18 protein-coding genes are annotated in these 19,737 nt (G+C 58.0%); 15 read left to right on the top strand and 3 right to left on the bottom strand.

Features of this window, described 5'->3' with window-relative positions; genetic code table 11:
* Positions 1–50: 50 nt before the first annotated feature.
* A complete protein-coding gene (locus AQ981_RS22535) occupies positions 51–314 on the top strand; it encodes a hypothetical protein (protein WP_058914018.1) in 264 nt (87 codons plus the stop codon).
* Positions 315–464: 150 nt separating this feature from the next.
* Positions 465–1,241 carry a GntR family transcriptional regulator gene (locus AQ981_RS22530; RefSeq protein WP_058914017.1) on the top strand — a complete coding sequence of 259 codons (777 nt, stop codon included), beginning with the start codon at positions 465–467 and terminating at the stop codon, positions 1,239–1,241.
* 47 nt (positions 1,242–1,288) lie between these two features.
* Here AQ981_RS22530 and AQ981_RS22525 read toward each other — a convergent pair whose 3' ends face one another.
* Entirely contained in the window at positions 1,289–3,616 is a 2,328-nt protein-coding gene (locus AQ981_RS22525; protein ID WP_058914016.1) for a helix-turn-helix domain-containing protein, read from the bottom strand.
* A gap of 204 nt (positions 3,617–3,820) precedes the next feature.
* Here AQ981_RS22525 and AQ981_RS22520 point away from each other — a divergent pair, with 204 nt between their 5' ends.
* From AQ981_RS22520 to foxA, 5 genes are all read left to right on the top strand, one after another.
* Complete coding sequence (locus AQ981_RS22520; protein ID WP_058914015.1) at positions 3,821–4,978, top strand: M20 aminoacylase family protein; 1,158 nt, start codon at positions 3,821–3,823, stop codon at positions 4,976–4,978.
* 161 nt (positions 4,979–5,139) lie between these two features.
* A complete protein-coding gene (locus AQ981_RS22515) occupies positions 5,140–6,561 on the top strand; it encodes an MFS transporter (protein ID WP_058914014.1) in 1,422 nt (473 codons plus the stop codon).
* 68 nt (positions 6,562–6,629) lie between these two features.
* Complete coding sequence (locus tag AQ981_RS22510) at positions 6,630–7,016, top strand: hypothetical protein (RefSeq protein WP_058914013.1); 387 nt, start codon at positions 6,630–6,632, stop codon at positions 7,014–7,016.
* 184 nt (positions 7,017–7,200) lie between these two features.
* Positions 7,201–8,157: a helix-turn-helix transcriptional regulator gene (locus AQ981_RS22505; RefSeq protein WP_058914012.1), complete on the top strand. Its 957-nt coding sequence runs from the start codon at positions 7,201–7,203 to the stop codon at positions 8,155–8,157.
* Positions 8,158–8,299: 142 nt separating this feature from the next.
* Positions 8,300–10,402 (top strand): ferrioxamine B receptor FoxA, encoded by a 2,103-nt coding sequence (gene foxA, locus AQ981_RS22500; protein WP_058914011.1) that lies wholly within the window; start codon positions 8,300–8,302, stop codon positions 10,400–10,402.
* Between the two features lie 96 nt (positions 10,403–10,498).
* Here the strand turns inward: foxA and AQ981_RS22495 are convergent, their stop codons facing one another.
* On the bottom strand, positions 10,499–11,719 hold the full coding sequence (locus AQ981_RS22495; protein ID WP_058914010.1) for an amino acid deaminase: 1,221 nt from the start codon (positions 11,717–11,719) through the stop codon (positions 10,499–10,501).
* 202 nt (positions 11,720–11,921) lie between these two features.
* Here AQ981_RS22495 and AQ981_RS22490 point away from each other — a divergent pair, with 202 nt between their 5' ends.
* The 5 genes from AQ981_RS22490 to AQ981_RS22470 all read left to right on the top strand — a co-directional run bounded on the left by AQ981_RS22490 (position 11,922) and on the right by AQ981_RS22470 (position 16,942).
* Positions 11,922–13,358: an N-acyl-D-amino-acid deacylase family protein gene (locus AQ981_RS22490; RefSeq protein ID WP_058914009.1), complete on the top strand. Its 1,437-nt coding sequence runs from the start codon at positions 11,922–11,924 to the stop codon at positions 13,356–13,358.
* Between the two features lie 14 nt (positions 13,359–13,372).
* Positions 13,373–13,765: a RidA family protein gene (locus AQ981_RS22485; RefSeq protein ID WP_058914008.1), complete on the top strand. Its 393-nt coding sequence runs from the start codon at positions 13,373–13,375 to the stop codon at positions 13,763–13,765.
* Positions 13,766–13,975: 210 nt separating this feature from the next.
* On the top strand, positions 13,976–15,466 hold the full coding sequence (locus AQ981_RS22480) for a sodium:solute symporter family protein (protein ID WP_058914007.1): 1,491 nt from the start codon (positions 13,976–13,978) through the stop codon (positions 15,464–15,466).
* A gap of 5 nt (positions 15,467–15,471) precedes the next feature.
* Positions 15,472–16,347 (top strand): 2-dehydro-3-deoxygalactonokinase, encoded by an 876-nt coding sequence (locus AQ981_RS22475; RefSeq protein ID WP_058914056.1) that lies wholly within the window; start codon positions 15,472–15,474, stop codon positions 16,345–16,347.
* Positions 16,334–16,942 carry a 2-dehydro-3-deoxy-6-phosphogalactonate aldolase gene (locus AQ981_RS22470; protein WP_058914006.1) on the top strand — a complete coding sequence of 203 codons (609 nt, stop codon included), beginning with the start codon at positions 16,334–16,336 and terminating at the stop codon, positions 16,940–16,942. Before AQ981_RS22475 ends, AQ981_RS22470 begins: the two co-directional genes overlap by 14 nt.
* On the opposite strand, the gene AQ981_RS22465 is transcribed toward AQ981_RS22470, so the two are convergent.
* Positions 16,939–17,802, bottom strand: a complete 864-nt coding sequence (locus AQ981_RS22465) for a MurR/RpiR family transcriptional regulator (RefSeq protein WP_058914005.1) — start codon at positions 17,800–17,802, stop codon at positions 16,939–16,941. The two genes, AQ981_RS22470 and AQ981_RS22465, sit on opposite strands and share 4 nt — an antisense overlap.
* Before the next feature lie 206 nt (positions 17,803–18,008).
* Between AQ981_RS22465 and fos the strand changes: the two genes are divergently transcribed.
* The 3 genes from fos to AQ981_RS22455 form a co-directional block, all read left to right on the top strand.
* A complete protein-coding gene (gene fos / locus AQ981_RS22460) occupies positions 18,009–18,431 on the top strand; it encodes a fosfomycin resistance glutathione transferase (RefSeq protein ID WP_058914004.1) in 423 nt (140 codons plus the stop codon).
* A gap of 186 nt (positions 18,432–18,617) precedes the next feature.
* The gene (locus tag AQ981_RS27770) at positions 18,618–18,788 is read left to right on the top strand and encodes a hypothetical protein (protein ID WP_154675974.1); all 171 of its coding nucleotides are present in this window, start codon (positions 18,618–18,620) and stop codon (positions 18,786–18,788) included.
* A gap of 73 nt (positions 18,789–18,861) precedes the next feature.
* A partial coding sequence (locus tag AQ981_RS22455; RefSeq protein ID WP_058914003.1) for an Rpn family recombination-promoting nuclease/putative transposase occupies positions 18,862–19,737 on the top strand: 876 nt, incomplete at its 3' end.

Here is a 19,737-nt window from a genome sequence, read left to right as displayed (position 1 = left end):
AATGCGCAAATAAATGACAATTTGGTTGACCAATTTAAGCAATGGATGAAATGCATAGTATCAATTGGTCTGATATCAAAACGGCGCGGACAGTGCAGGAGGAGTATCAGGTTGCGCGCCGGCGGGGCGTGGTATCGGCAGAAGCGCGGGCCGAAAGCGTGCTGGCGGGTAGCCGTAACAAACGCCTGTTTCAGGGGCAGAAATTGCCGGGGTGTGGCGTATCGGGGCAGGAAATATTACGCCAGACTGCTGTGGAAGGGCAGATCAGCGGAGAATTGATTAACCAATTTTGCGGTGCTGCTGAAAATCGATGAGCAAAAGTGGCGTTTTTATTGTCTTTCTGTTTGATATTTCTGGTTTTTATGGCATCTCTCAGAGAGGTATAGTTGACTGACAAGTTATGCTATAGTCAAAAAATTCTTCCTACATTCAGCGCCTTTGACTTTAGTGAAACCGGTATTGCTATGAAACCAACCCCAGCTCAACAACGCCCTTATCAGGAAGTCGGCGCGGTACTGCGCGCGATGATCGTTCAGGATAACTATACCGTTGGCAGCCGGCTGCCTCCGGAGCGCGAGATCGCCGATCGGCTGGCGGTCAGTCGTACCATCGTGCGCGAAGCGCTGATCATGCTGGAGATTGAAGGCATTGTTGAAGTGCGTCGCGGGGCGGGGGTATTTGTCCTTGAAATGCCGCAGAATGTTGCCGGAAGCGGCGACGGCGCGGGGAAAAAAATGTCCCAGTGCAACGGCGCCGGCCCTTTTGAACTGTTGCAGGCCCGCCAGTTGCTGGAAAGCAATATTGCCGAGTTTGCCGCGTTGCAGGCGACCCGCGATGACATCACCAAAATGCGCAGCGCGCTGCAGATTCAGGAGCAGGATCTGATTAGCGAAAACCACGAAACCGGCGACATGCTGTTTCACCTGGCGATTGCCGAGGCGACCCATAACAGCCTGCTGGTGGAGCTGTTCAAACAGTCCTGGCAGTGGCGTGAAAACAACCCGATGTGGATCCAACTGCACAGCCACCTGAAAGATACCCACTACCGCAATGAGTGGCTGACCGACCATTTGCAAATCCTCGCGGCGCTGATTAAAAAAGATCCCGCCGCCGCCAAACTGGCCATGTGGCAGCACCTCGAGAATGTTAAAAACCGCCTGCTGGAGCTCTCTGATACCGATGATATTAACTTCGACGGCTATCTCTTTGAGTCATGGCCGCTGCCGGAAGTCAGCCAGTAACCCGCGCTATAGGGTATTGCTGAGCGCCGGCGGCCCGTGCCGGCGCGTTAGTCCGCCACCCTGACCAGTTCCAGAAAACAGACCGCATTAATATCCATTACAATATCCGTGACCCAGTGGCCGGGGATTCGTTCATCGCGCACGCTGAGGGTCGGCTCCGAACGTTGGCTAATGTAGTGCATGGTCTCTTCATCCCGATCGTACAGGGTCGGGTGCAGTCCATACTGGTAATAGAGCGCGCCATTTTTCTGATCGAACATCCACTGCTTAATGCGCCAGATCCCCGTCTGCTCCAGCGAGAAACGCACGCTGAAGCGCTTGCCGTAGTCATTCAGCAAGTGCTCCTGAACCGACAGTAGCGGGTTGATGGTCACCGGATTCAGTAGCAACAGGCGATAAGTATTGCCTTCGCGGGTCGCCACCCAGTTGGGGCCGGAAGAGAACACCGCACCCTGCAGGCGCTCCTTGAGGGTGATGATATGGAAAATCGGCCGTTTGGTGGTGGCGATAAAAAACAGCGACAGGCTGTTATTTTCGATCACTTGCGCCGATGAGACCTCGTTCTGTAATTCGGAGTTCAGCCACAGCCCGAGCATGCTTACCTCTTCCGGCAGCGACAGCAGCATATCCATCAGCAGGGCGCCGCGAAAGAACAGGCCGTTGGTCATCAGCGTGTTGCCGGTCAGCGTACTCCACGACTGGAGATACAGTGGGCTGTGAACCCCGTGTTTGCGGAACAGGCGGATCATCCCTTCCAGTTGCTGGCGGATCACATAGTGATTTTCCGGCGGCGTATAGTCGGGGGCGCTACTGAAATCGTGCTGCTCGTTGGGGGAAACCGACAGGCCGATAAAATCGATCTGTTCGATCAGTTCGCCGGACAACAACTGTTCATAATCTTCGCGCTGGCACAGCGTCAGGCCAATCCGGCACGCCGGCAACAGGTGACGCACCATATCCAGCAGCGTCTGGCTGAGCGTCAGCCGTTTCGCGGTTTGCAGCATCTTCAGCGATCGCATATCGAGGATAAACGACCAGCTCTGCACATACTCCCTGCCGAGCAGCAGAATATTGTGGGTAATAAATTCCCTTAGCTGCACCAGATGTTCGCTGTTGAGCAGCGAGGCGGCTTCCGGCGCCAGGCGGATCATCGGGCTGATGCCAAGACGCTTGAGAAAATTACAGGCAATGTCGAGGTTGCTCCACGGCGACCAGGTGGGGCTGATCTCACCGGTATAGATATTGCGCGGAATAAAGGTGTCGGAAAGCGGATCGCCGACCTCAACCTGAAAATCCGGAAAGCGTTCTTTCAGGCAAATCAGCTGTTGTTGAATATGTTGTTTCAGCAGCTCGTCAAAACTGCCCACGGCGATCACATAGTGGCGGGCTGCTACCGTTCCGCTGGCGGCGCCGGGCTGCAGATGAATTTGCTCGCTGCGCAGATCATTTTTCAGCGCCGGGGTCAGCGGGGCATTGCCAGGGTTGGCGGACAGCAGGGAAAACAGTTCCATGGGGCTTATCTGGCGGGTGTCGCTGGTGCCCTGATCCAGTAACTTCTGGTCCCCGGCAAACGGGATATTGCCCGCTTTAACGTCGTGGCGCCAGGCGCTGGGGTGAGTGCCGTAGCGCTGGCGAAACAGCGCTGAAAAGCGCCGGAAAGAGCTGAAACCGCTGTCGCTGACAATCGCGCCGATCGGCTGAGTGGTCAGGGCGATTTCCCGTACGGCGTGGTTGAAACGCACCCCGGTCAGGAAAGCGCGAAAATTCATCCCGGTCTCACTGGCGAACTGCCTGGAAAGGTGCGACACCGTGATGTGCAACTGGGCCGCCACCTGCTGCAGGGCGAGTTTTTCCCGGTAACGCTCTTCAATCAGAGCAATCACCTTGCTCACCCGCGGGCTGAAACCCGTCGCGGATACCGCGGGCGGCGCGCAGCTAAAGTGCTGGGTCAGAATGCACAAAATGTCGAGCAGGGCCTTGTTGACCTCCAGCCGCCAGGTGTCGTTGTTTTTTTTGAGCCACAGTATCGCAATATGGCTAATCAACTGGTTGAGCCGCGACGCCTGCCAGGGCGAGGGGGTATTTCCAAGGCTGAAGTGGCTGTGGGCCAGCCCTTCCCCGCCGCTAAACAACCATAGCGGCGAGAGCGCCACCACAATCACCATATTGTCCTGGTCGCCGTCGAGTTGCCAGTCGCTGTTGCGGTTAATGACCTGTACCTGGCCTTTGTTAACCTTCAGCGGCGTGGCGCCTGCCACTGACAATCTGACGTTGCCCTTCAGTACCAGCATCAGATACAGGCGATTATCGCGGCTAAACCGGTAATTGATGACATTGAGAAACTGAACGGAAAATGCTTCTGGCTGTTCCTTCATTGACTTAAGTCCCTGTCCCGGGGGCGTAATTTGCCGGCCAGGATATCAAAAATGATCATGATCCTTTTTGATATGGGTGAAATAACAGCCAGAAAATGCCCGTAAAAAAACCACTATTTCATCATGAGTATGCCTATTTTACGCCCTGGCCATGTATCAACATGAGATGGTCGAATAGTCATTCAGGGGTTGAGGAGAGGCTTTATGTCGTTACAGGAGTTTATTGACAGCAACATTTCACACTACGCCTCGCTGCGCCGGGACCTGCACCAGCATCCCGAAATCGGGTTCGAGGAAACCCGCACCAGCGATATTGTGGCCAATTTACTGGAAAGCTGGGGCTATGAGGTTAACCGCGGGATGGCGAAAACCGGCGTAGTCGGCACGCTACGGGTCGGCGACAGCGACCGGGTGCTGGGACTGCGCGCCGATATGGACGCGCTGCCGATGCAGGAGAATTCCGGCAAAGCCTGGGAAAGCGCCATCGCCGGCAAGTTCCACGGCTGCGGTCACGACGGCCACACCGCCACGCTGCTGTTTGCCGCCGAGTGGCTGGCGAAGACCCGCCGTTTTAACGGTACGCTACACGTTATTTTCCAGCCAGCGGAAGAGTTGCTGTATGGCGGCAAAGTGATGCTTGATGACGGGGTGTTTCGCCACTTCCCCTGTGACGCCATCTTTGCGCTACATAATATGCCGGGACTGAAGCAGGGGAGCTTCAATTTCCGCAAAGGAGCGATGCTCTCTTCCTCGGACACGCTGCAGATTGATGTCACCGGCGTGGGCGGCCATGGCGCGATCCCGGAAAAAACCATCGATTCCGCGGTGGTGGCCTGCTATATCGTCACTGCCCTGCAGACTATCGTCTCGCGTAACATCACGCCTTTCCAGCCTGCGGTCGTCACCGTCGGCAGCATTCAGTCAGGCAGCGTCGCGAATATCATCAACGCTAGCGCTACGCTCAAGCTCAGCGTGCGTACGCTGGATCCGCAGGTTCGCACTCAGGTACTGCGACGCATCAGCGAAATCGCCGTCAGTCAGGCGCAAAGTTTTGGCGCTAAAGCTGAGGTCCATCACGTTCACGGCAGCCCGGTGTTACTTAACGATAGTGAAATGACCGATTTCGCTATCAGCGTCGCCCGCGAATTGTTTGATGAATCGCTGATCGATACCCACGCCGCCCCCGCCATGGCCAGTGAAGACTTCGCCTTTATGCTGGAAGCGAACCCGAAAGGCGCTTATTTCTTTGTCGGCGCCGGCGAGGGCTGTTCGGTACATAACCCCGGTTATGACTTTAATGATGAAATTATGAAACCGGCGGTGGCATTCTGGGCAACACTGACCGAACGGTTTCTTAAGTAATAGTAATGGGGCACGCCATTACATCATAAATAAAACAGGTAACCGCCAGTAATAATAATCGCATTTCTGTATTGCTATAAAACACCTGCACTGCGCCTGGGTTACTAATGGCTGTTATGTCATGTCTGGTGATTGATGGATATCAGGCAAAGGAGAATTCTATGAGTTCGGAAAAAACAAATTATCAGGGCAACGGACGTCTCATTCTTGGTATTGTGCTACTGGTGTTAACATTCTGGATGTTTGCGCAATCGATGCAGGCGGCATTAATTCCTATTATCGCCAAAGATTTTGGTATTACTGACGATCCGGCGAAAATGGACTTATTAAATTTCGCCGCTTCGATTACTCCGCTATTTTCCGCGGCCTGTATTGTGGCCGCCGGGGGGCTGGCGGACCGCTTTGGCAGAATGCGTTTTTCGTTTATCGGGGTGGTGTTAAGCGTGGTGGGCTCCGCGATTGTCGCGCTGTCTCCCAATGTGGAGATGCTGATTATTGGCCGCGGACTGCAGGGCATTTCCGCCGCCTGTATCATGCCGTCCACCATTGCGCTGATGAAAACCTGGTTTGAAGGTAAAAAGCAGGCGACGGCATTAACCTGGTGGTCGGTAGGCTCATGGGGCGGCTCCGGTTTCTGCGCCATTCTGGTGGGGCTGATTGAACCTTCTCTTGGCTGGCAGGCTATTTTCTGGATTAGCGCCGGGGTGGCGATTCTTGGTTTATTGTTAATGCTCGGCACCCCGGAATCGAAAGCGCCAGTTAATGATAAGAAATTTGATACCCGCGGCGCGGCGATATTTATTGCATCGCTGATTTGCCTGGTACTGGCGGTATCCAAAGGCAGAAGCTGGGGATATGGCGATATTAAATTCCTCGGTACTATGGGTCTGTCGATTATTGGTTTAATCAGTTTCTATTTCGTCGAAAAAAGCGCGCCGGGTAAAGGCGTTGCCCAACTGGTGGATTTCTCGCTGTTTAAATCGCGCGGTTATTTTGGCGCTACGTTATCGAACTTCCTGCTTAACGCGATTGCCGGCGCGATGGTGATTGTCAATATCTATATGTTGCAGGGCCGCGGTTTGAGCACTGGCGATGTCGCCACCATGACCATTACTTACGCGGTGGCGGTACTGGCGTTACTGCCGGTGGGCCAGAAGATCCTGTTCATCTTTGGCGGCCGGCTGCCGATGATCATGGGCACCATCATTACTTTTATGGGCGTGGTGCTGATGTCGATGACCAGCGTTGAAGATCTGGCGATGTATAAAGTGCTGGTGATGGTGGGTTATGCCATGTTCGGTCTTGGACTGGGGATCTATGCCACGCCGTCGACCTATACCGCTGTTTCCGCCGCGCCGCAGGAGAAAGCCGCCGTTGCCGCCGGGATCTACAAGCTGGCCAGTTCGCTGGGCGGTGCGATGGGGGTGGCGCTGTCTCTGGCCGTTTACTCGGCGTTCGGGGATATTCACCAGGCCGGCGCCGCCGGGCTGTGGCTGAATGTCGGCTTCGGGGTACTGGCGCTGCTGGCGATTCTGTTCATTATTCCTGGCCAGCACAAAAGCCAGCAGCCGGAACTCGCATAACCTTTCGGGCAGGGGGGATCGGGGGGGCTTCTGCGCTCTTCCGTTACCCTCATCAGGGATAAAGAGCGATGGCGCGCATTGTTATTGCATTGATTATCTGTCTTATCGGGTTCTATGGGGTGATGGACGCCAGGCCGGTGGTGGTGAAGAGCGACGATGGACACATTAGTGCTATCGACGCGCTGGCGACCAGTTCCGGCGCCTGCGCTATCAACAGCGCGGTGCTACAGGTCAAAGGACTACAATTTTCCCCCAACGGTAAGTACATCACCTTAATTCACTTTCGCGATCGTCAGGGCAACAATCTGGCGATGCCCACCAACTTCCATAAGCTCAGCGCCCCCGATATTAAGCACATCAACCGTCTTATCCAGCTCGATAGCGATTATCAGGTCAGCTATTTCCACTGCCCGGGTGAGACGGAGACCAATAACCTGAACAGCATTCATTTCTGAGTGACGCAGCGGCTGATATTTTGCGATCGGCCACCAGTATATTGAGAATGGTTATCAATACTATTGATGGCCGGCAGTGGCGATGATATGGTGTGCCGGTTACTTTTGGGCTGCGGTGCGCGGCGGATGTCGCGCGCCGGCAGGCACGACACCGGATGTCAGGCGCAACGCGGGCTCTCCTTCGATGCTGAAAAGATTTTTCTCCACCGATGATTTTATCCATTTCGGCGAACGCTACGGGATCGATTACCGCTTCCCGGCGCTATCGTCGTGCCGGGCCTCAGGGAGTGAAAAACATATTGTGATGCAGGGGGATGTCGAAGAGATGACGCTGGCATCCGGCATCAGTCTGACCCGCTCCGACGTACGCGTTCTGCAACCCTATGAGAGCACGTCGCTGCATAGCTGCCCGCTGTATATGCTGGTGGTACTGGAAGGCTGCGTCATGCTGAGCCTCAATGGTCAGGAGTATGTGGTGCGCTCCGGTATGGCGTTCTGCTCGCAACTCGGGGAGCGGCAGATCATGAACGCCCGCCACCAGGCCGACTGCCGGTTAAAGACCCTGTCGCTGGGCGTCGGGCTGGGCGATGGCTGCCAGGATGAAATACTGGCGCTGTTGCTACAGCAGTGGCAAGCGAGCGGCGCGCCGACGTTTCTCTGGCCGGTGCCGGGGTACCTGCTGTGCGGGCTGGACAGTTTCCGACACCGCAGCGGACCACCGCTGGCGCGCCAGATGATCCTGGAAGGCGTGATGCTCCAGTTGCTCGGCCACTGCCTGACGCTGCGTCAGCAGCAACAGGTTGGGCGCGCGCAGGCCGCCTCCGGCGAGCGACGCCGGCTGGAGAATATTCGCCGTCTGCTGGAGCAGCAGCCGGAAAAAGATTACACCCTCAATGAACTGGCGCAACTGGCGGCAATGAGTTCCAGCAGCCTGCGCAGCAAGTTCCGCCACGCCTACGGCCATTCCGTGTTCGACTACCTGCGCGACTGCCGTCTGGAGCTGGCGCGTCGCTATCTGACCCAGGGCTACAGCGTACAGCAGGCGGCCTGGATGTCCGGCTACCAGCATGCCACCAACTTCTCCACCGCCTTTCGCCGCCGCTACGGCATCGCCCCCAGCGACGTACGGGCCGCCTGTTAATTGCGACGCGGATTTCGCCGTTAGGGCGCGCCGCATACCGTTTTGTCACTGCGCATACGTGAATTGTCATTACGCATAACTGTGTGGGATGCCAAAAAGGTAATAATTCTTATTTACAATAAAAACCACGCTGGAGATGTTCATGTTGGTAAAAACGCGGCTGGCATTGTTAATAAGCTGCATGACAGGGGGAATGGCTTTACCCACGGCAGCACAGGAGACACTAACCTCTTCCGTTAAAGACGAAACGCTGGTTGTCGCCTCTCAGGTGCAAAGCGGTGCGACCAAACTGGAAACGCCGGATATCGAAACCCCGCAGTCGGTATCGATCGTCACGCGTAACCAGATAGAAGAGCAGGGCGCTATCAGCGTACGCCAGGCGGTGAGCTACACGCCAGGGGTGTACAGCAACCAGATTGGCGCCTCCAATCGCTTTGATTATATGGTGCTGCGCGGTTTTTCGGACGGCAGTCTGGATAACGTCTATCTTGACGGCCTGAAATTAATGGGCGACACCAACTCCCACAGTTCGCTGGTGGTCGATCCGTGGTTCCTGGACAGTATTGAAGTGGTGCGCGGGCCGGCCTCGGTACTGTATGGTCGTGCTTCGCCGGGGGGGATCGTGGCGCTGAACTCTCGCAAACCTTCCTTCGACTTTGGCGGCCAGATCAAGCTGTTCGCCGGTAATAACCGCCAGCGCGGCGCGGCGTTCGATGTGACCGGGCCGCTGGATAACAACGATCGGCTGGCGTTTCGCCTCAGCGGAATGACCCGCTATGCCGATACCCAATTCGGGCCGCTGCAAGAGGAGCGTTATGCCATCGCCCCCAGCCTGACGTGGCGGATTTCCGATCGTACCCGTCTGGAATTGATGGCCTATCTGCACCGCGATCCGCAGGGCGGCAGCCATTCCGGTCTGCCTTATGAAGGCACCGTGGTGTCGCACTATGGCAAAAAAATCGCCAATACTTTCTATGAAGGAGAAAAGGATTACGACAAGTATGATCGCCGTGAAGACATGGTGGGCTATGACTTCGGGCACGCCTTCGACAGCGGCTGGTCGGTACGCCAGAAACTGCGCTACCTGCATACCAAAGTACAACTGGATCAGGTCTATGCCGCTGGCTGGCTGAACGAAACCGAGCTTAATCGCGGTTACTCCGGCTCCGATGAATCGCTGTCGGCGATTACCCTCGATAATCAACTGGACGGCAGCGTGGACACCGGAGCGGTGAACCACCGCCTGCTGCTGGGGGTTGACTACCAGAACCGCCGCAATAACGTCACCTGGTCCTACGGCGCCTTTGCGCCCATTGACGCCTTTAATCCGGTTTATGGCGCGCAGCCAGACTACATTTCGGTCTACAGCCGTGAAAAGCACAAGCTGAGCCAGACCGGGATCTACGCCCAGGATCAACTGTCCTGGGAAGGCTGGCGCCTGACGCTGGGGGGCCGCTACGATCGGGTGTCGATCGCTAATACCAATAAGATCAGTGACACGCGTAGCTCCCTTGATAAGAGCAACTTCAGCTCGCGTGCCGCGCTGCTGTACCTGTTTGAGAACGGCTTCGCGCTGTATGTCAGTTATTCGACCGCTTTTACGCCTACCAGCTTTACCGATGAAAACGGCAATCTGCTGGAGCCGATGAAGGGTAAGCAGTGGGAGGCGGGGCTAAAGTTCCAGCCGGAAGGATCGCAAAGCCAGTACAGCGCGTCGCTATTTCGCATCAACCAGAAAAATATCGCCACAAAGGAAGAGCCTACCGATCCTTACCGTTCGATCGGCGAGATCGAATCCGAAGGAGTGGAACTGGAGGCGATCGGCTATCTGACGGATAACCTGCGGCTACAGACGGCATACACTTACACGGATATTCGCTACAAGAAGAGCGGCCCGGAGGAGCAGGGGAAGCGAGCGGTCTATGCGCCGCGCAACCAGGCCAGCGCCTGGCTAAGTTATGACGTGACCCGCGGGCCGCTTGATGGTCTGACTGTGGGCTCCGGGGTGCGCTATATCAACGGCATTACTTCGGATCGCACCAACACCCATACGCTGCCGTCGTATACGCTGGTGGATATGGCGGTGGGCTACGATCTGTCGAAAATCGGCCTCAAAGGGGTGATCGCGCAGCTTAACGTCAATAACCTGACTGACAAAAGCTACGTGGCGTCCTGCAATTCGCTGTTGTATTGCTACTTCGGCGCCGAGCGCAGTATTGTCGGCAGCGTTTCCTGGCGTTTCTGACAACCGCTGATAATGCCCGTCGGAATGTGCCGGCGGGCTTATTCGCTGACCTGCGCAACCCCCATTTCCCGGGAGCTGCCAGTATCTGACAGCGCGCTAAAAGGCGCTCTCCAGCTCTTCAATCACACAATAGTCATCGTCCACCAGCAGCAGGGTTTTCCATTTATCAAATGTCAGGCAGGGGTGCGAGGTGCTGAAGACCAGAATATCGCCAACCTGTAGGTCGCTGCCCGGCAGGAAGGTCAACATACAGTGCTGATCCATCATCCCCACGCTGGCGACGCTGCCGGGCGTTAACGGCAGCGCTTTCCCTGCGCGATAGTGCGCCACGGGCTGCGGCAGACCGGCATCAAAGGCGCTGTCGCGCTTACCGATGTTCACGACCGCGCGGCCGGCTTCCGGTACTGACTGCACCAGCGCCACCAGCTCCAGCGCGCTGGCAAGAGAGCCCCCCAGATCGCCGGCAATATGGTCCCGTTCCACCAGCGCCTGCTGTGCCTGCTGATAAATACCGGCGTCGAGGGTGATGTAACAGCCGGGGCGAATGGCGATCCGGCAATTATCCGGCTTTGTCGCCGCCAGCCAGACATTACAGACCACGTCATACCAGACCGAGCCGGCGCCGGTGAGCAGAAACTCGCCGTCGACCAGCTCCGCCATCCGGCAGGCCAGTCGGGCGGCGTCGGCCAGTAGCGCCTCTACCGCGGGCTGTGGATTGTCGCCGTGCAGTACCCCTTCGTACAGCTCCAGCCCGCGCAGCCGCAAGCCCGGCAGCCGGGATATCGCTTCCGCCAGCGTCAACGCCTGCTCCGCGGTGCGGCATCCGCAGCGACCGTCCGCCACTCCCAGCTCCACCAGTACATCCAGCGTCTGGCCGCGCTGCGTAAAAAAGGCGGAAAGGGTTTGCGCGTTGCTCAGACTATCCACACAGCACAGGTAGTCCGCTTGCCGGTAATGCTGTTTCAGCCGCGAGACCAGCAGCATGTTGGCGCCTCCGATCAGTTGATTGGCCATCAGGACGCGGCGGATTCCGCTGGCCAGCGCCACGCCCGCCTGCCACGGGGTACCGACGCCGATAGCCCAGGCGCCGGCCTCCTGCTGGCGACGAAAAATCCCCGGCGTCATGGTGGTTTTGCCGTGGGGCGCCAGAGAGACGCCGCGGGCGTCGGCATATCGCTGCATCCACAGGATATTGTTTTCCAGCGCCGATTTTTTAATCACCGCCGCCGGCAGGCAAACCTCTTCATTGAGTACCCGGGCGGGCCAGCACATCAGCGCCGCTTTGTGGGAAACAAGGGTAGTGAATTGGTATTTCATAACAGATTCCTTTTAGGTTATTCAGCGTAAAACTTTTCTGGTATCACTTATAAATATTTAATAAATATTGTTTTTATTGTTTTTTGTTTTATTTTTTGAATAAAAGTATCATTTTTGTGTGCGATTTTTGCGTAGTTTTCCACTGTTTTAGCAGCTTGTAAATGGTTAACTTTCAGTCAGGTCACAAAGGGAGTAACCAGAGATGGCATTTGATTATCTGTTCCGTAATGTCACGGTGATTGACGGCGGCGGCGGTGCGGCGTATCGCGCTGATGTTGCCGTCAGCGGCGAACGTATTGCGGAAATCGCTCCGCGCATCACTACGGCGGCGGACTGCGAAATTGATGGCGCCGGGAAAGTGCTGGCGCCGGGATTTATTGACGTACATACCCATGACGATACCAACGTCATCCGTATGCCGGCGTACTTACCGAAAGTCAGCCAGGGCGTCACTACGGTGATTGTCGGCAACTGCGGTATTAGCGCGGCGACCGCCGACATCAGCGGCGAAGTGCCGGACCCGCTGAATCTGCTGGGGGAGGCGCAGCACTTCGTCTACCCGACGGTTTCCGCCTACGCGCACGCCGTGGAAGCGGCCCGGCCGGCGGTGAATGTCGCCACGCTGATCGGCCATACCACGCTGCGCAACAACCATATGGATTCCCTGCTGCGTAGCGCCACGGAGGATGAAATCGCCGCCATGCGCCGCCAGTTGCGCGCCGCGCTGCAGGAAGGGGCGCTGGGTCTGAGTACCGGGCTGGCTTACGCCAGCGCGTTTGCCGCGACCACCGAAGAGGTGATGGCGCTGGCGGAAGAGCTGGCGGCGCAACAGGGGATTTACACCACCCATCTGCGCTCTGAGTTTGAGCCGATTCTGGACGCCCTGGATGAGGCGTTCCGTATTGGCCGTCACGGCCAGGTGCCGGTGGTGGTGTCGCACCACAAATGCGCCGGCGCGAAGAACTGGGGGCGCACCGTGGAAACACTGGCGTTCTTTGATAAGGCGCGCGAGCAGCAGGATATCTCCTGCGACTGTTACCCCTATTCCGCCAGCTCCTCCACCCTCGATCTGAAACAAATCACCGACGAGTTTGACATCGTGATTACCTGGTCGGAAGCGCATCCTGAAGAAGCGGGGAAAACGCTGCAACAGATCGCCGATGGCTGGGGGATGAGCATGATAGAGGCCGGCAAGCGGCTGATGCCTGCCGGCGCAATCTACTACAACATGGATGAACAGGATGTCCGGCGGGTGCTGAGCTACCCGGCCAGCATGGTCGGCTCCGACGGGCTGCCCAACGACCCGATGCCCCATCCCCGGCTGTGGGGGGCATTTCCCCGTGTGCTGGGCCATTACTGCCGGGATGAACAGCTTTTCCCGCTCACGGTGGCGATTCACAAAATGACCGGCATGTCGGCGGCGCGCTACCGGCTGGCGCAGCGTGGACGGGTGAAAAAGGATTATTACGCCGACCTGGTGCTGTTCGATCCGGCCACCGTGCGCGATGTCGCCAGCTTTACCGATCCCAAACAGCCGGCGCAGGGGATTGAGCGGGTCATGGTTAACGGCGTGATGAGCTACACCGGGGACGGACAGATCACCGGGCGGGCAGGGCGCTTCCTGCGTCGCCAGTCATAGAGAAGGAGTGGTAAATGAGCATTAAGCGTTATGGCGTGGCCGGCAGTACCGGGACCGGAGGACAGCATTTACCTTTCGCCCGGGCCGTTCAGGCTGACGGTTGGCTGTATGTTTCCGGGCAGACGCCGATGACCGACGGAGAAGTGGTGGACGGCGGGATTATCGACCAGTCCCGGCTGGCTATCCGCAATTGCCTCGACATTATGGCGGAGGCCGGCTATGGGCTGGAGGATGTGGTGCATGTAAAGGTGTTTCTCACCGATGCCCGCTATTTCAGCTCGTTTAATAAGGTGTTCCGCGAATTTTTCGCCGACCATCCTCCGGCCCGGGTGTGCTGTGTCGCCGACCTGGTGGTCGATTGCAAAGTGGAGGTCGATATTACCTGTTTTAATGCTGCCCGCCGGTGAGCGGGCTGGCTTCAGAGACGTCTGATGCCATCTGAATTAATCACAATAAACCGGCGGCGCACTGTTCGCCGGAAATAAACACCATTGCGTGCATTATTCCGGCCTGCCGGGCAGGCGGAATTTATTTTATCTTTCTTACCCTCTACACCCCGGTATCCGGCCCGCAGCCGGCCAGCCACACAGGGTGTAAATACTAACAGGATGTGAGTTATGAACAGTCATGTCTTCCTGATCGGCTTTATTATCTACGCCCTCGCCATGATTTGGCTCGGCTGGTATGTTTCGCGTCATCAGAAAAATGGTGACGACTTCTTGCTCGGCGGGCGCTCGCTGCCGATGTTTTTGACCCTTGGCTCCACGGTGGCGACCATGGTGGGGACCGGCTCCAGCATGGGGGCGGTCGGCTTTGGCTACAGCAATGGCTGGGCCGGTATGCTGTATGGCGTTGGCGGCGCAGTGGGTATTTTGCTGGTGGCGTGGTGGTTTGCGCCGGTGCGGAAACTGCGCTTTATGACCATGAGTGAAGAACTTTCTTATTACACCGGCGCCAGTCATTTAATTAAAAATATTGTTGGTCTGCTGATATTTATCGCATCCATTGGCTGGCTGGGGGCGCATATTCTGGGCGGCAGTATGTACCTCGCCTGGGCGACGGGAATTGATCTCACGGTAGCGAAAATAATTATCGCCCTGGCTTTTGCGATCTATGTGATTATCGGCGGTTATTCCGCCGTGGTGTGGACCGATACTATCCAGGCGTTGATTCTGTTTTTTGGCTTTATTCTGATGGCGATTCTGGCGGTGGTGCACGTCGGCGGCTGGTCGGCCATCGAACAGTCGATGGACCCGCGGGCGATGAGCCTGTTTGCCGTGGATAAGCTGGGGGTGATTCCGGCCCTGTCTCTGGCGATGGTTATCGGCGTCGGGGTACTGGCCACGCCTTCTTACCGCCAGCGTATCTACTCCGGTAAAGACGTGCCGTCGGTGCGCCGCTCGTTTGTCTATACCGGCGTCCTGTATCTGTTCTTCTCGGTACTGCCGGCGATCATTGGTATGGCGGCCTTTACCATGAACCCGAATCTGGAGAACAGTAATTACGCGTTCCTGTTCGCCACCAGCTTTCTGCCCGCAATCCTCGGTCTGGTGGTGCTGATAGCCGGTTTGTCCGCCACCATGTCTTCCGCCAGCTCTGACGCTATCGCCGCCGTTGCCATCATGATGCGCGATCTGTATACCCTGGTGACCGGCAGAATGCCCCCCGCGCACCGGGCGATTACCCTCTCCCGCTGGATGCTGGTGGTGGTGATCGGCCTGGCGCTGGTATTCGCGCTGACTTCCAATGACATCATCAGCTATATCACGAAGATGATCTCAATGCTGATGTCCGGCCTGTTTGTCTGCTCTATCCTCGGGCGTTTCTGGTTACGCTTTAACTGGCAGGGAGCGCTGGCGGCATTGTTCAGCGGCATGGCGGTCTCCGCAGCGGTGCTGATGCACGAAGGCTGGCTGGCTTACTGGGGCAATCCGTGTATTCCATCGGTGCTGGGGAGCCTGACGCTGGCGGTGGTGGTGACCCTGGTGACGCCGGCCAGCAAGTTGAGCCGCGAAGCGTCGCTGGCGCTGATTACCCGGGAACGCGAAAACCAACCGGAAAATGCGGCCACAAGCGAAAGTATCGTCGTGTCCCGGGACGCGGGGTGATGGGAATGGTCGATAGCTATATTGCCGTGGACTGGGGGTCCACCCATCTGCGGGCCTGGCGCTGGCATCACGGGCGGTGCGTGGATGCGCTATCCCTGCCGCTGGGGATCGGCCAGCTCGGCGAGCTGCGCTGTGATGAGGTATTCGACCGCCATATCGCTCCATGGCGCAGGCAGGAAAAGATACCTGTGGTGATGGCCGGAATGATTGGCAGCGATGCCGGCGGTTATGCGGTCGATTACCTGCCATGCCCGGTGTCGCCGCAGGTGCTGAGCGGCAGGCTGCACGCGCTGGCGGAAGGCGTGTGGATTGTGCCAGGGCTGAAAACCGAACGCGATGGCCGCTGCAACGTCATGCGCGGCGAAGAGACCCAGATCCTCGGCGCGATGCGCCTGGCGCCGGCTGACTGCTACGTGCTGCCGGGCACCCACTGCAAATGGGTGGCCGTGGACGATGGCGTAGTGCGCGGTTTTGATACCGCCATGACCGGCGAACTGCACCATCTGCTGATGGCCAACTCCCTGATTGGCCGTGGGCTACCGCCCCAGCAACCGCACGATGAGGTGTTTGCCCGCGGGCTCGCCCAGGGGCTGGAAACACCGTCCTGTATTGAACGTTTGTTCGAGGCCCGGGCGGCCCGGGTGTTGGGTCAACTGGCGGCGCAGCATGTCGCCGAGTGGCTGTCGGGGCTGCTGATTGGCGCCGAGGTCCGGGCGCTGCATCAGCGCTATCGCGCCCGCGCTGTGACGCTGGTGGCCGGCGCGGCCTTGAACGATCGCTACCGGCGCGCTTTTAACGCCATTGATGTTGCCGCAACCACTCTGGCCGGCGACGATGCTTTTCAGCAGGGGATAAGGAGTATTGTTGATGCAGGACGTTAAACCTTTGATTGCCATTTTACGCGGTATCCGTCCCCACGAGGCCAGCGCCCATGTGCGGGTACTTATCGGGGAAGGTTTTCGCTATCTGGAAATTCCCCTCAATTCCCCGGACTGGCAGACCAGCATTCCGCAAATGGTCGCCAGCTATGGCAGCCAGGCAATGATTGGCGGTGGTACTGTGCTGACCGTGGAACAGGTAGATTTTCTGGCCCGGTCGGGGGCAAAACTGGTGGTGACGCCAAATACGCAACCGCGGGTGATCGCCCGGGCGGTGGAGGCCGGGATGCTGGTGTGCGCCGGATGCGCGACCGCCAGCGAGGCGTTCAACGCGCTGGAGGCCGGCGCCCGGTGGCTGAAAATCTTCCCGTCCTCGGCCTTTGGTCCGCAGTACATTGCGGCGCTGAAGGCTGTGCTGCCGCCTTCAGTGCCGGTACTGGCGGTGGGCGGGGTGACGCCGGACAATCTGAGGGACTGGCTGCGGGCCGGCTGCGCCGGCGCGGGACTGGGCAGCGATCTATATCGGGCCGGCCAGACGGTGGAGCGTACCCGCCGTCAGGCGCGGCGCTTTATCGCCGCCCGGGAGGCATTGCTTTAATCGCCGAGCGGCTGGCGATCGACACCGCCGCGGTGGCTGTCCAGCGCCAGCTTGATGCGGCGCATTTTATCCTTCGCCTGCCCTTTGTTGGCCATCGCCAGTTCGGTGGCCAGCACGTCAATCATCGCCAGCATGGCATAGCGCGACGTACTGGGCTTAAAAATATAGTCGTTTTCCCGCACCAGTAGCGGCAGCACCAGATCCGCCTGTTGGGCCAGCGGGGTTTCCGGCGGGGTGATAGCGATAGCTTTCGCTCCGTACTGGCGGGCAATCGCCACGCTTTCACAGATTTCCGGCGTAAAGCCGCCCAGCGAGAAGGCGAGCACCACATCCTGCGGCGCGACGGCGGAACACATCATTCTCACCAGCAGCCCGTCGCTCTGGCTGACAACCGGCAGGCCGAGACGAAACAGGCGGTACTGGATCTCCTGGGCGCAGATCGTTGAACCGCCGCCCATACCGATGGCCAGAATTTGTCGTGCCCCGCCCAGCCAGTTGACCGCCTGACTGAGGGCCCTGGCGTCCAGCGCCCGGCGGTTAATGTCCAGCACGCTAATGATCGATTCGTAAATCCCCTGTACGCCTTCGAGATCCGGCACGTCCAGAATAAAACGCTGACCTACCGCCAGGGACTGGGCCAGCCGCACTTTCAGCTCGCGTACATCTTTGCAACCGACGGCGCGGGCAAAGCGTGTCACCGAGGCCTGGCTGGTATCCGTGAGCTGCGCCAGTTCGGCGATCGGCAGCGCCGCGGCGGCGGCGACATCGTCGAGAATAAACTGGGCGATACGTTTTTCCGTGGCGGTCAGAGCGACAAAGCGCTCGGTAATGCAGGAGATAATATCAATAGAGTACGCCATGTGCGGTACCAGAAGTGATGGACGGAATTGGTACTTTGTACCATAAGCTCCGCCTGCGGGACAGAGGGGAAACGCTGACGGGCTGTCCGATGGCGCGACCAGCCGGCCGTCGGGCCGTGGCGGATAGCGACAGACAGATAGTCGCGCCAGCGGCGGCTATTCAGTGTAAGGTGAGCGCTGGCAGGAGTCATCATTGCGGGGGAAATATGCTCAAAGGGCTTAATCATCTGACGCTGGCGGTCAGCAATGTGGCGCGTAGTCTGGCGTTTTATCGCGATGTGCTGGGAATGACCGCCCATGCCCGCTGGGACGGCGGCGCTTATCTGAGCTGCGGGTCGCTGTGGCTGTGTTTGTCGCAGGATGCGGCGCGTCAGCCGCAGCGGGCGCGGGACGTTGACTATACCCACTACGCCTTTACCCTCGAGGCCGCGGACTTTCAGGCCTTTGTCGATCGCCTGACGCAGGCCGGCATTAGCGCGTGGAAAGACAACAAAAGCGAAGGGGATTCGTACTATTTCCTCGATCCGGACGGCCATAAGCTGGAGGTACACGTCGGCGATCTGCGCCAGCGGTTGGCGGCCTGTCGGGCAGCGCCTTATGCGGGGATGGTGTTTTACGACCAGGAATAGCCCCGTCCGTTACCCGGCCTGCGCTAAGGGATTAATGGGCGTGCCATTCTACGGCGCTGATATCGACACCTGCCTGATGCATCTCCCACAGCTGGCGTAGCTTTTCCACGGCGCTGATGACCTGCTGCGCGGCGAACGGCGCCTCTTCTTCCCGGGTGAGTATGTTGACACCATTTCTGGTTACCGATGGACAGCGCCCGGGCGCTGTCGATTGTGCTCACCGAGCCTGATACGGTCACCGTGAATGCCCGGGATAGGCAGTCAGGGAGCCGGGTGTGCATTGGTTCCACGCCATGGCAGGGACTGGCGGGCAAGTTGCATACCCTCTGCGAGCTGTATTCCGCGCTGAAGATTTAGCCGGCAGACAGCCGTCCGGCCAGCCTGGTGGCGTGCTACAGTGCGCGCAGATTGACTTTCGGAATCAGGGACGATGAAGAAATCTGCCGCTCCGCTTCCCCATGACGGGCTGTTTAAAACTTTTCTCACTCATCCGGATACCGCCCGGGATTTTCTTGATATCCACCTGCCTGACGCACTGCGGCAGATCTGCGATCTCAATACCCTGCAACTGGAGTCCGGCTCTTTTATCGAAGAGAACCTGCGCGCCTACTATGCTGATGTGCTGTACTCCCTGAAAACCACGCGCGGCGACGGATACGTATATTGTCTGGTGGAGCATCAGAGCAGCCCGGATAAGCTGATGGCCTTTCGGTTGTTACGCTATGCGGTAGCCGCCATGCACAGTCACCTGGAGAACGGCCACCAACAACTGCCACTGGTGATTCCGGTACTGTTCTGCCATGGGCGCGCCAGCCCGTGGCGTGGGACGTTGAACTGGATAGAACTGTTCAGTGAACCGGAGGCGGCGCGCCAGCTGTACAGCGGGAATTTTCCACTGGTGGATGTCGGGGCGCTGGCTGATGACGACATCATGACTCACCGGCGGATGGCGATGCTGGAACTGTTGCTGAAACACGCCCGCCAGCGCGATATGGCGGAGCTGATCAACCAACTGGTCACATTATTGCTGGACGGGTACACTGGCAACGAACAGGTGTCGGCGCTGCTGAACTGGATGCTGCAGACTGGCAATACCGCTGAACCGGAAGCCTTTCTTCACGAACTGGCTCGCCGGGCGCCAGATTATGAGGAGACGATGATGACCATTGCAGAGTATCTGGAGCAAAAAGGATGGGAAAAAGGAATGCAACTGGGAGAGAAAAAAGGGCGGGCTGAGGGGCGTGAGGAGGGGCGTGAGGAGGGGCGTGAGGAGGGGCGTCAGGAAGAAGCGCTGAAAATTGCCGCG

Source organism: Entomohabitans teleogrylli (assembly GCF_001484765.1).
In the GTDB taxonomy this organism is placed as follows: domain Bacteria; phylum Pseudomonadota; class Gammaproteobacteria; order Enterobacterales; family Enterobacteriaceae; genus Entomohabitans; species Entomohabitans teleogrylli.
Note: the sequence above shows the minus strand (reverse complement) of the source record. Positions and strands in the feature narration are given on the sequence as shown.